This window comes from Isoptericola sp. NPDC060257, from assembly GCF_042726645.1.
Lineage (GTDB): Bacteria > Actinomycetota > Actinomycetes > Actinomycetales > Cellulomonadaceae > Isoptericola > Isoptericola nanjingensis.
In genome coordinates this window covers 1-10,996 of record NZ_JBHXAW010000139.1, presented here as the reverse complement: position 1 = coordinate 10,996, position 10,996 = coordinate 1, and the positions used below count along the sequence as shown (strand labels likewise).

The window sequence follows — 10,996 nt, the reverse complement described above, 5'->3', positions numbered from 1 at the left end:
CCGCGGGATCCCGCGGTACCGGGCCTCAGTCTGTCCGGGGCCCGTGCACACCTGAGGACAGTCGTCCGCCCGGCAGGCCACACGGTGGCGGTCACCCCGTGGATCGCTCGACCAGGGATTCTCACGGGCGCGGACACCGCGGGCGCGAGCCGACGATCGACCTGAGGCCGGTACCGGACCGGCCCAGGTCCGAAGGAGCGTCCCATGTCCACCTCGCTGGGTGAGAGCACCGCCACGACGCGCGGCGCCGCACACGACCCGTCCACCGCCCCGGCGCTGAAGCTCGAGCTCGCCGTCGTCCCCGTCGCGGACGTCGACCGGGCCACGGCCTTCTACACCAGGCTGGGCTGGACGCTCGACGTCGACGTGCCGGTGGCCGACGACTACCGCGTCGTCGAGCTCACCCCGCCCGGGTCGCCGGCGTCGATCATCGTCGGGACGGGGGTGACCGACGCGGAACCTGGCTCGGCGCGCGGCCTGCACCTGGTGACCCGGGACATCGAGGCGACGCGGGCCGACCTGCTCGCGCGCGGGGTCGACGCCGGCGACGTCTTCCACGACGCCGGCGGCGTGTTCCACCGCGCCGGAACCGCGGCACGGGTGGCCGGCCTGGCGCCCGGTCGCGCGTCCTACGGGTCGTTCCTCGAGTTCGCCGACCCCGACGGCAACACGTGGACCGTCCAGGAGGTCACCGAAAGGATCCCCGGGCGCGTCACCCAGGCGCGCTACGACTCCGCCGCCGAGCTCGCCGACGCGCTGCGCGAGGCCGCGGCGGCGCACGGAGAGCACGAGGCGCGCACCGGCGAGGAGGACCCGAACTGGCCCGACTGGTACGCGGAGTACCTCGTGCGGGTCGCGGCGGGCCAGCAGCCCCCGCAGTGACGACGCGCCCACCCGGGTGTCCCGGCGATCACGGCCAGGTACCCGGGTGGGCCCTGGTGCCGCCCGCTGGGGTCGCGGCCAGTGACGCCACCTGGCGCCTGCGGCCCGGCCCGGGCGGGACGCTCGGAGAGCGGGGGACGACCCCCGCGTCCCAGCACCTCAGGAGGCCACGGCCATGCCCGTCATCCGGTTTCATCTCGACTCCTCGCTCGACGCCGCGGAGGCCTTCGGCGTCCTGACGGACTTCACGGCCGCGCGGCCGGAGGCCTGGCCGACGATCGACGCCGAGCACTTCGAGGTGCACGGCCTCGGCGCGGACTGGGCGGACGTCACGGAGGGCACCGCGTCGGCGTGGGAGCACGCGCGCTACGAGTGGGACGCGCCGGCCCGCCGCGTCGTCATCACGACGCTCGACTCGAAGGTCTTCGGCCCGGGCGGCGGCTGGGTCTTCCAGGTCACGCCGAACGCATCGGGCTCCCGCGTGGACGTCGAGCTCACGCGCGACCCCGCGTCCCTCAAGGGCAAGCTCCTCGCCGTGCTCCTGCCGTTCGTGGCGCCGCGCTCGCTCCGCACGTCGTTCAGCGGCCCGCTGCACGCCGTCGCCTGACCGTCCAGCACACACCGGCGGCCGGGCCGCCGCGACCCGAGAGGAACCACCCATGTCTGAGAACACCCCTGCACCGGAGCGTGTCTGGCTCGTCACCGGCAGCTCCCGCGGCTTCGGCCGTGCCGTCGTCGAGGCCGTGCTCGAGCACGGCGACGCCGTCGTCGCGACGGCCCGCCACGTCGAGGACCTCGCCCCGCTGGCCGAGCGCTTCGGCGACGACCGCCTCCTGCTCGCCCGTCTCGACGTCACGGACGCCGAGGCGGCGCGGCAGGCCGTCGCCGCCGCGGTGGACCGGTTCGGCCGGCTCGACGTCGTCGTGAACAACGCCGGCTACGCCGACAGCGCCTCGATCGAGGAGATGCCCGACGACGTCTTCCGGCGCCAGATCGAGGCGAACCTGTTCGGCGTCGTGCATGTCACCCGGGCCGCCCTGCCCGTCCTGCGCGAGCAGCGCTCGGGCCTGTTCCTGCAGTTCTCCTCGATCGGTGGGCGCGTGGGCGGCACGCCCGGGCTCGGCGCCTACCAGGCCGCCAAGTTCGGGGTCGAGGGGTTCTCCGAGGTGCTCGCCGCCGAGGTGGCGCCGTTCGGCGTGCGCGTCGTGATCGTCGAGCCGGGCGCGTTCCGCACGGACTGGCAGGGCGGCTCGATGCGCCGCTACCCGGCGGGCGCCGACTACGCGGCCACCGTCGGCGCGGTCAACGACCTGCGGGCCGAGACCGACGGCACCCAGGCCGGGGACCCGGCGCGGGCGGCCCGGCTGCTGGTGGGCCTCGCCGGGAGGGCGGACCTCCCGCTCCGCCTGCCCCTCGGCTCGGACGCCGTCGAGCGCGCCCTCGCGGGCGACCTGCGCCGGATCGACGAGACGCAGGCGTGGGCCTCGACGAGCCGGAGCACCGACTTCGTGCCGGCGTCGGCCGGCGCGACCGGGGAGGGCGACCGATGAGCGCCCCGACCTGGTTCGTCACCGGCGCCGCGAGCGGGCTCGGGCTGGCGCTGGCGGAGCACGTGCTCGCGTCCGGGGACCGGGTGGTGCTCGGCGCCCGCGCCGAGCACGGGCTCGGGGACGTGCTCGCGCGGTACCCGTACACGGCGCTGCCGGTCGTCCTCGACGTCACGGATCCCGCCCAGCGCCAGGACGCCGTGGCCCGGGCGATCGCGTGGTCCGGCGGGATCGACGTCCTCGTGAACAACGCGGGCATCGACTTCCTCGGCGCGATCGAGGAGCAGACCGAGGCCGACGCCCGCGCGCAGCTCGAGGTGAACTTCTTCGCACCCCTTGAGCTCGTCCGGCTCGTCCTGCCCGGCATGCGGGCCCGGGGGAGCGGCACGATCGTGAACGTGTCCTCGATGGACGGCATCGCGAGCCTGCCCGGCAACGCGCTCTACTCCGCGAGCAAGTTCGCCCTCGAAGGGCTGACCGAGGCGCTGTGGCAGGAGCTCGTGCCCACGGGCGTCCGCGCGTTCGTCGTCCAGCCGGGATCCTTCCGTACGGGCATCGAGACCCGGACGCGCGTCTCGGGCGAGCGGATCGAGGACTACGACGCCACGACCGGGGAGTTCATCCGCCTCGTGTCCGGCGTCGGGCCCGAGGCGTTCCCCGGCGACCCGCAGCGCGCCGCCGCGGCCATCGCGGCGAACGCCCGCGCCGAGGATCCGCGGCACTGGCTGGTCCTCGGCAGCGACGCGCTGCGCCGCATCGGGACGAAGGTCGACGCGTACCGCGCGGAGCTCGACGCCCAGCGCGAGAGCGCGACGGCGACGGACTTCCCGGACAGCGGGCAGGCGGTGCTCTGACATGGTCGCGAGGACCCGGGGCCACCCGGCCGCGGCCGTGCCCACCCGGGCCGAGGACCGCACGACGCCGTTCGAGATCTTCTTCGACCTCGTGTTCGTGTTCGCCCTCACCCGGGACCTCGCGCTCGTCGAGGCGGCGCCGGGCACGGACTCGCTCGGGCGCGCGGTCGTGCTGCTCCTGATGCTCTGGTGGTCCTGGTGCGCGTTCATCTGGCTCGGCAACCAGGTGCGCCTCGACCGAGGGTTCGTGCGGGTCGGGATGCTCGTCGCGATGACGGCCCTGTTCGTCATCGGGCTCGTGATCCCCGAGGCCTGGAGCCCGGGGACGGGCGGGATCGCGCCCGCGGTCGTCCTCGCGATCTCGTTCTCGGTCGTCCGTGCGTGCTACGTCGCGCTCCTCGCGATCATCGCCTGGCCGCACCCGCGCCTGCGCACGCAGGTCCTGCTCGACCTCGTCCCCCAGTCCCTGTCGGTCGCGCTGCTGTTCGCGGGCGCCCTGCTCGGCGGCGGCTGGCAGACGGCGCTGTGGGTGACCGCGTTCGTGGTGGATTTCGCGGGCGGCCGGTCTGCCTCGCGCTACCGCGGCTGGCGGGTGGGCAGCGCCCGTCACTTCGCCGAGCGGCACGACCTCGTGCTGATCATCGCGCTCGGCGAGACGGTGCTCGCCACCGGCGCCGCGCTCGACACCTGGACGTCGGATCCGGCGGCGCTCGGGGTCGCGCTCCTCGGCTTCCTCATGACCGTGAGCCTGTGGTGGGCCTTCTTCGGGCGCCTCTCGGGCGATGCGGCGCAGGCTCTCGCGAGCACGGCACGGTCCCGACGCTCCGTGCTCGCGCGGGACGGGTACACGTTCGGCCACCTCCCGATCGTGGCGGGCGTCGTGCTCGTCGCCCTCGGTGTCGCCCTCCTGCTGGACGACGTCGCGCAGGCGGCGGACGCCCCGGCCGACGGGATCGCGGTGGCCGCCCTCGCCGGCGGCGCCGTGAGCTTCCTGATCGGTCTCGAGGTCTTCCGATGGGTGCTGCTCGGGACGTGGCGTTCGGCATCGGTCGTCGCGTCGGTCGCGGTGGTCGCTGCCGCCGTCGCGTCGCCGTGGCTCCCGGCCTGGGCGCTGGCCGCCGCGATCGCGGCGATCGTCACCGTCGCCGCCACGCTCGTCGGCCGGACCTCGCCGCACCGCGCCTGGTGAGACGGGGCCCCGTCAGGCGGTTGGCGCCATCGCCTCCTGGAGGGCCGACGCCAGCTGCCGTCGCGAGGTGACGCCGAGCTTGCCGAACACCTTGCGCAGGTGCCACTCGACGGTCCGAGGGCTGAGGAAGAGCTGCGCCCCGATCTCGGGGTTGGTGCTCCCCGCCGCCGCGAGCCGCGCGATCTGCCGCTCCTGGGCGGTCAGCTCGTCCACCGGGCCGACGACCGAGCGGTGCACCACCTCCCCGGTCGCGGCGAGCTCGCGCGCGGCACGCTCGGCGAAGGCGTGGGCGCCGAAGCCGACGAACTGCTCGTGTGCCCGCCTGAGGACGTCGCGGGCCTCGACCCGGCGGTTCTGGCGCCGCAGCCACTCGCCGAGGAGCAGCCGAGCCCGCGCCTCGGCGGTGCCGACCCGGGTGCGCCCGAGCACGTCGATCGCGGTGCGGTAGAGCGGCTCGGCGTCGCGGTCGTCGGCGAGCAGCGCCGCCGACCTGGCCGCGAGGCCCGCGGCCCAGTCCGTGCCCGTCGCCTCGGCGATCTCCTGGAGGCGGGTGGCCGCCGCCCGGCCCTGCTCGGGGGTGCCGGCCCGTACGGCCGCCTCGACGTGCTCCGGCAGCACCCAGGCGGCGAGGCCGATGTCGAACGGGTGCCCGTCGGCGGTGGTCGTCGCCGCCAGCGCTTCCGCGTAGCGCCCGCGAGAGTTGTGCAGGACCCCGCCGTGCAGGACGTCCGAGAGGTGCCACTGCGCCTCGCCGCGTTCGGCGACCCGGCGCGCCACGGCGGCCGCGGACTCCTGCTTGGCCGCGTCGTCGCCGCGGTAGGCGGCGAACCACCCCGCCCGGTCCGGCCCCTCGGGGACGTCGCTCGCGGCCATGATCTCGCGCGTGCCCTCGTAGAGCTCCTCGGCGTCGGCGATGCGGCCGCTCATCAGCAGGATGGGGTAGTGCTCCGCCATCGCCATCGCGAGCGTCGAGAACGCGCCGTCGCGCTGGCAGGCGTCGACGAACTCAGCCGACGCGTCGAGGTAGGTGGCGTCGTCGAGGAGGACCCGGGCGACGAGGCAGGTGAGGGGGAGCCAGCGCATCGCCCCGACCTCCTGGCTGACGTCGGCGCCGTACCCGCGCATGGGATCGGTGTCCTGCTGCGCGGCGTCGGCGTCGTCGTCGAGCGAGCGCAGCGACACGAGGGCGGTGCGAAGGGCCGGGGCGGCCGGCCCGTAGCCGTCCAGGACGAGGACGGCGAGCCCGCGCAGGGCGTCGAGCGCGGCCCGCGACCCGCGGTTGAGCGGCGTCGCGGGGTCTGCGGCGAGGATGCCGTGGGCGACCTCGGGGATGCCGACGGGGCCTGCCGACGACCCGGCGAGGACCGCGGCGATGAAGGCGTTGGCGTAGGTGACCATCGCCGCGTCGCCGTCGAACGCCTCGAGACGTCTCGCCGCGTCGAGGAGCAGCTCGGCGCCGTCGCGGCCGGGGGAGGTGTAGAAGCGGACGTGGCTGCGGGCGAGGTCGACCCGTGCCTGCTGGTGCGCGTTGAGCAGCTCCGGCTCCACGCGGTCGAGGAGCCGCTGCGCGTCCTGCATCGCGCCGGCGCGGAGGGTGTCCTCGGCGGCCATGAGCATCCGCCGGGATCGCATGTGGCGGTCGGGGGTGAGCTCGGCTCCGCGGGCGTGGAAGTTCGCGGCGGCGATGATGCCGCCGCGCAGGCGCGCGCGGTCGGCGGAGCGCACCAGCTCGGCCGCGACGTCCTCGTCGAACCCGATCGTGCTCTCGGCGAGGTGCCACGCGCGGCGGTCGGGGTCCTGCTGCGGGTCGGTGGCCTCGGCGACCGCCCGGTGCGCGGCGCGGCGGTCGGCGGCGGGCTCGGCGTCGATCACGGCGGAGCGCACCAGGGGATGCCGGAACCGGAGGCGTGCACCGAGCTCCAGGAGGTTCTCCTCGACCGCGGGCGCGAACGCGGACGTGTCCAGGCCGAGCGAGGCCGCCGCGGCGAGCACGAGCGTCGGGTCGCCCACGGGTTCGATCGCGGTGAGGAGCAGCAGCCGCCGGGTGTCGGACGGCAGCCGCTCGACGCGGCGTCGGAAGCCGTCCTCGACCTTGGCGCCCACGCCGGTGCGTCCCCGGGCGAGGGGAGCGGCGGAGAACTCCATCGCCCCGCGCCGGAGCTCGACGAGCGCGAGCGGGTTGCCGCGCGCCTCGGCGACGATGCGCTCGCGCACGGCCGCGTCGACCGGGCCGCCGACGACCGTACCGAGCAGCGTGCGCGCGTCGGCGTCGTCGAGCGGCCGGACCACGAGGTCCTCGATCGCGGCGAACCGCTCGTCGACCGGCTCGCGGACGGCGAAGACGATCGCGACGGACTCCGCGACGAGCCGTCGCGCCACGAAGGCGAGCACCTGGGCCGAGGCCTGGTCGAGCCACTGGGCGTCGTCGACGAGACAGACGAGCGGGCGGGTCTCGGCCGCGTGGCTGAACAGGCTCAGCACGGCGAGCCCGAGCACGAACCGGTCAGGGGCCGGCCCCGAGCGCAGGCCGAGCGCGACACCGAGCGCCATCGCCTGGGGCTCCGGGAGCGCTCCCAAGCCGTCGAGGACGGGAGCGCAGAGCTGCTGGAGGCCGGCGAGGGCCAGCTCCATCTCGGACTCGACGCCGATCGCCCGCACCACCTGGCAGCCGGTCGCCTGCTCGGCGACGTGGTCGAGGAGCAGCGTCTTGCCGAGTCCGGTCTCGGCCCGCAGCACCAGCGCCCGGCTCTCGCCGCCGCGCACGCTCGCGACGAGGCGGCCGAGCCGCTCCCGCTCGCGGCGACGCCCGATGAGGGTCGGGCCGTGCGCACCAGGCGTCATGGTCGCAGAGCCTATCCGCAGCCTTCGCGCCTCGACAGCGCTCGGGTCAGCCCCGTTCACGGGCCGTCCGGGTGAACTCGGCCGTCGCGACCCGCCACCGTCCGCCGTCGAACCGGTAGGCCAGGGCGAGCGACCCGGCGCCGTGCCGGGCACGCGACCCGTCCTCCGGGTAGAGCGTGTCCTCGACCGCCCAGGTCCCGTCTGCCCGGTCGTCGGCGAGGATGTCGAGCTCCTCGTCCGAGGACTGGACGACGAGCCGGCCCGGGCCGACGGCCTGGTCGATCGCGGCCCCGATCCCCGTGGTGGCGGCGAAGCAGCCGAGCTCGCCGCCCGCGCCGTAGGCGCGGAACCGGCCGTCGGCGGTGAACAACGACTCCAGCTCGGCCCAGTCGCGCACGGAGGCGGCGCGGCAGAGCCGGGACTGCACGCGGCGGAGCTCCTCGAGGACGAGCAGCCGGTCGAGGGGCGCCAGCGGGTCGGTCATGCGCGTCCCCGTCGTGCGGTCGTGGTGCGGTGGAACATCGGAGTCCTTTCGACGTGCGGCACCGTCCGGTCCGGCGCCTGGGTCGAGCCTCCCGCCCCGCGTGCCTGGGACCACCAGGGCAACACCCTGGTCGGCACCCTGGGATCGCAGCCGTTCGGCGCCGCCCGCCGCTGCGCGGTGACTCCGCGCTCGTCCGGTGGCCCGCCCGTCGGACACCAGTGGCTCGCCCGGTGGTCGCCCGGTGATGGCCCGGTGGTCGCCCGGGTGGTCGCCCGGGTGGTCGCCCAGGGAGTGCCACCGGTGCCTTGCCCCGAGCCCGCGCGCGACCGTGGCCTGCATGAACACCTTCACCCCACCGCCCGACGCCCCCCGACCGACCGCGCGCGCCGCGGTCGCCGGACGCCGCGGCGTCCGCCCGCTCACCGTCCGCCTCCTCGCCGTCCTCGGGGCGCTCGCCGTGCTGCTCGCCTGCTGGGGCTCGCTCCTGCCCCCGGCGCACGCGGCCGACCGCCCCGCGCCCGTCTCGTCCGTGGTGCACGTCGACGCCGGCGCCCTGGAGGGCGCCACGACGTCCGCGGGCCTGGAGTTCCGCGGCGTCCCGTACGCGGCGCCGCCGACCGGCGAGCTGCGCTGGGAGCCGCCGCAGCCGGTGGCGCCCTGGAGCGGCGTGCGCGAGGCGACCGACTACTCGCCGGTGTGCCCGCAGGCGCCGCCGAGCCCGAACGGGCAGAGCGAGGACTGCCTCTACCTCAACGTCACCGTCCCCGCCGGCACGACGTCGGACGCGAAGCTCCCGGTGATCGTCTGGATCCACGGCGGCGGCTTCGAGATCGGGGAGGGCGCCGACTACGAGGCGGCCGACCTCGCCGCCCAGGGCGCCGTCGTCGTGACGATCAACTACCGCCTCGGGCTGCTCGGGTTCCTGTCCCACCCCGCCCTCGCCGACCGGCCGGGCGGACCCAGCGGCAACTACGGCCTCATGGACCAGCAGGCCGCGCTGCGCTGGGTCCAGCGGAACATCGCCGCGTTCGGCGGTGACGCCGGGAAGGTGACCGTCGCGGGTCAGTCGGCCGGCGGCCTGTCGGTCGCGATGCACCTGGCCTCCCCCGGCGCGAAGGGACTCTTCCAGCGCGCGGTGATCCAGAGCGGGGCCTTCGCCCCCGTGCAGAAGCCGCTCAAGCAGGCGGAGAAGGAGGGCGTCGCGTCCGCGACGGCGGTCGGTTGTCCCGACGTGGGCGCGGAGCAGGTCGCCGACTGCCTGCGGCACGTGCCCGCCGAGACCCTGGTCGCGAACCAGCCGCTGTCCATCACGCCCGGCGTCGTCGACGGCAAGGTCCTCCCGCGGTCGGTCGGCACCGCGATCGCGACCGGGCACTTCCACCGGGTGCCGATCCTCAACGGCGTCAACACGCAGGAGAACCGGATCTTCACCACCCTCGGGCTGAGCGTGACACGGGGCGCCACGGCCGTGCTGCCCGGTCCGGTCGACGCGTCGACCTACGAGTCGACCATCGCCACGAACTTCGGGGTGAGCGCGCGGACGGCGTCGTTCATCGCCCAGGCCTATCCGCTCTCGCGGTACGCCTCCCCGGCACAGGCCTTCAGCGTCCTGAACTCCGACGCCAACTTCTCGTGCCCGGCGTTTGCGCTCGACGGCGCGGCGTCCGCCTGGGTGAAGACCTACGCATACGAGTTCAACGACGCCGAGGCGCCCCGCCTGTTCGCGCCCGACACGCTCGGCGAGCCGTACGCGGCGACGCACCAGTCCGAGCTCGCCTACCTCTTCGACCAGCCCAACGCGCCGCTGCCCGGTCAGCTCTCGGCGACCCAGCAGCAGCTGGCCGACACGATGCAGACGGCGTGGGTGCAGTTCGCCCGCACGGGCTCGCCGGGCACCGCCGCCACGCCCTGGCCCCGGTTCGACCTCGCCCGGCACCAGATCCTCTCGCTCGACGACCCGGCACCGTCGGTCGAGCGCGGGTTCGCGGTCGACCACCGGTGCGGCGTCTGGGCGGCGGTCGCGCTGTTCGGCTCGCACTGACCGGGCCCACCGTCGCAACGCAGCACCTTCCGCACCGCCCACCACAGAGAGGTCGCGTCATGATCGACAGAAGAACGTTCCTCCGGAGCACCGGCGTGCTCGCCGCGGCGGGAGCCGTCGGCTCCCAGGCGGCTCCCGCGCTCGCCGGACCGCTCGCCGCCGGCTCGTCGGGACGGGCTCCCGTGCTGCCCGTCCGCCCCGCGTTCCCTGTGATCAAGCAGATCCGGGCGGGCGAGCTCGACGTCGGGTACGCCGAGCTCGGCCCGGCCGGCGGGAAGCCGGTGATCCTGCTGCACGGCTGGCCGTACGACATCCACAGCTACGTGAAGGTGGCGCCGCTGCTGGCCGACCAGGGATATCGCGTGATCGTGCCGTACTTCCGGGGGCACGGGACGACGACCTTCCTCTCCGCACGCACCTTCCGCAACGCCCAGCAGTCCGTCATCGCGCTGGACGTCGTGGCGTTGATGGACGCGCTGCGGATCCGCAGCGCGGTGATCGCCGGCTACGACTGGGGCTCGCGCACCGGCGACATCATCGCCGCGCTGTGGCCGGAGCGGGTCACGGCGCTGGTGTCGGTGACGGGGTACCTCATCACCAACCGGGAGGCCAACGAGGACCCGATCCCCCCGAGCCTCGAGTGGGCGTGGTGGTACCAGTACTACTTCGCCACCGAGCGCGGCCTGCGGGGCCTGAACAACCCCGAGTACCGCGACGAGCTGGCCCGGCTGGTGTGGACGTTCAACTCGCCCACCTGGTCCTTCGACGCGGCGACCTTCGAGCGGACCGCGGCGGCGTTCACCAACCCGGACTACGCCGCGATCGTCGTCCACAACTACCGCTGGCGGCTCGGGCTGGCCGCCGGCGACCCGAGATACGACCGGATCGAGGCGCGGCTGGCGGCCGGACCGACGATCGGTGTCCCGACGATCACGATCGACGGCGCCGACGACCCGTTCACCCCGGACGGAGACGGTGCGCGCTATCGCGACAAGTTCGTCGGCCCGTACGAGCACCGGACCTTCGGTGTCGGGCACAACGTGCCGCAGGAGGCGCCGCGCGAGTTCGCCCAGGCGGTCGTGGACGCCACCCGGCTGTAGGGGCCGAGCGCCACCTCGGCGACGGCGATCTGCTGGGCGCGGCTGGCGAGGTCGGGGC

9 protein-coding genes are annotated in these 10,996 nt (G+C 75.0%); 7 read left to right on the top strand and 2 right to left on the bottom strand.

The window, feature by feature from the left end:
- Nucleotides 1-204 precede the first annotated feature (204 nt).
- From ACFWEK_RS12640 to ACFWEK_RS12620, 5 genes are all read left to right on the top strand, one after another.
- Nucleotides 205-882 (top strand): VOC family protein, encoded by a 678-nt coding sequence (locus ACFWEK_RS12640; protein WP_430554276.1) that lies wholly within the window; start codon nucleotides 205-207, stop codon nucleotides 880-882.
- A 175-nt stretch (nucleotides 883-1,057) separates the two neighbouring features.
- Nucleotides 1,058-1,489, top strand: coding sequence for a hypothetical protein (locus tag ACFWEK_RS12635; RefSeq protein ID WP_430554275.1), 432 nt, complete (start codon nucleotides 1,058-1,060; stop codon nucleotides 1,487-1,489).
- Nucleotides 1,490-1,541: 52 nt separating this feature from the next.
- Entirely contained in the window at nucleotides 1,542-2,432 is an 891-nt protein-coding gene (locus ACFWEK_RS12630; protein WP_430554274.1) for an SDR family NAD(P)-dependent oxidoreductase, read from the top strand.
- The gene (locus ACFWEK_RS12625; RefSeq protein WP_430554273.1) at nucleotides 2,429-3,283 is read left to right on the top strand and encodes an SDR family NAD(P)-dependent oxidoreductase; all 855 of its coding nucleotides are present in this window, start codon (nucleotides 2,429-2,431) and stop codon (nucleotides 3,281-3,283) included. The genes ACFWEK_RS12630 and ACFWEK_RS12625 overlap by 4 nt, the downstream gene beginning before the upstream one ends.
- A gap of 1 nt (nucleotide 3,284) precedes the next feature.
- On the top strand, nucleotides 3,285-4,472 hold the full coding sequence (locus ACFWEK_RS12620) for a low temperature requirement protein A (RefSeq protein WP_430554272.1): 1,188 nt from the start codon (nucleotides 3,285-3,287) through the stop codon (nucleotides 4,470-4,472).
- A gap of 12 nt (nucleotides 4,473-4,484) precedes the next feature.
- On the opposite strand, the gene ACFWEK_RS12615 is transcribed toward ACFWEK_RS12620, so the two are convergent.
- Both ACFWEK_RS12615 and ACFWEK_RS12610 read right to left on the bottom strand, forming a co-directional pair.
- Entirely contained in the window at nucleotides 4,485-7,313 is a 2,829-nt protein-coding gene (locus ACFWEK_RS12615; protein WP_430554271.1) for a LuxR C-terminal-related transcriptional regulator, read from the bottom strand.
- Nucleotides 7,314-7,359: 46 nt separating this feature from the next.
- Nucleotides 7,360-7,797, bottom strand: a complete 438-nt coding sequence (locus ACFWEK_RS12610) for a nuclear transport factor 2 family protein (RefSeq protein ID WP_430554270.1) — start codon at nucleotides 7,795-7,797, stop codon at nucleotides 7,360-7,362.
- Nucleotides 7,798-8,134: 337 nt separating this feature from the next.
- On the opposite strand from ACFWEK_RS12610, the gene ACFWEK_RS12605 reads away from it, so the two are divergent.
- On the top strand, nucleotides 8,135-9,838 hold the full coding sequence (locus ACFWEK_RS12605; RefSeq protein WP_430554269.1) for a carboxylesterase/lipase family protein: 1,704 nt from the start codon (nucleotides 8,135-8,137) through the stop codon (nucleotides 9,836-9,838).
- Between the two features lie 59 nt (nucleotides 9,839-9,897).
- Nucleotides 9,898-10,938 (top strand): alpha/beta fold hydrolase, encoded by a 1,041-nt coding sequence (locus ACFWEK_RS12600; protein WP_430554268.1) that lies wholly within the window; start codon nucleotides 9,898-9,900, stop codon nucleotides 10,936-10,938.
- Nucleotides 10,939-10,996: the final 58 nt, after the last annotated feature.

Bases quoted from the DNA above. Each gene is read 5' to 3' on its own strand.
- ACFWEK_RS12625 (WP_430554273.1), top strand. From the start codon at position 2,429: ATGAGCGCCCCGACCTGGTTCGTCACCGGCGCCGCGAGCGGGCTCGGG.
- ACFWEK_RS12635 (WP_430554275.1), top strand. From the start codon at position 1,058: ATGCCCGTCATCCGGTTTCATCTCGACTCCTCGCTCGACGCCGCGGAG.
- ACFWEK_RS12620 (WP_430554272.1), top strand. From the start codon at position 3,285: ATGGTCGCGAGGACCCGGGGCCACCCGGCCGCGGCCGTGCCCACCCGG.
- ACFWEK_RS12630 (WP_430554274.1), top strand. From the start codon at position 1,542: ATGTCTGAGAACACCCCTGCACCGGAGCGTGTCTGGCTCGTCACCGGC.
- ACFWEK_RS12610 (WP_430554270.1), bottom strand. From the start codon at position 7,797: ATGACCGACCCGCTGGCGCCCCTCGACCGGCTGCTCGTCCTCGAGGAG.
- ACFWEK_RS12615 (WP_430554271.1), bottom strand. From the start codon at position 7,313: ATGACGCCTGGTGCGCACGGCCCGACCCTCATCGGGCGTCGCCGCGAG.
- ACFWEK_RS12605 (WP_430554269.1), top strand. From the start codon at position 8,135: ATGAACACCTTCACCCCACCGCCCGACGCCCCCCGACCGACCGCGCGC.
- ACFWEK_RS12640 (WP_430554276.1), top strand. From the start codon at position 205: ATGTCCACCTCGCTGGGTGAGAGCACCGCCACGACGCGCGGCGCCGCA.
- ACFWEK_RS12600 (WP_430554268.1), top strand. From the start codon at position 9,898: ATGATCGACAGAAGAACGTTCCTCCGGAGCACCGGCGTGCTCGCCGCG.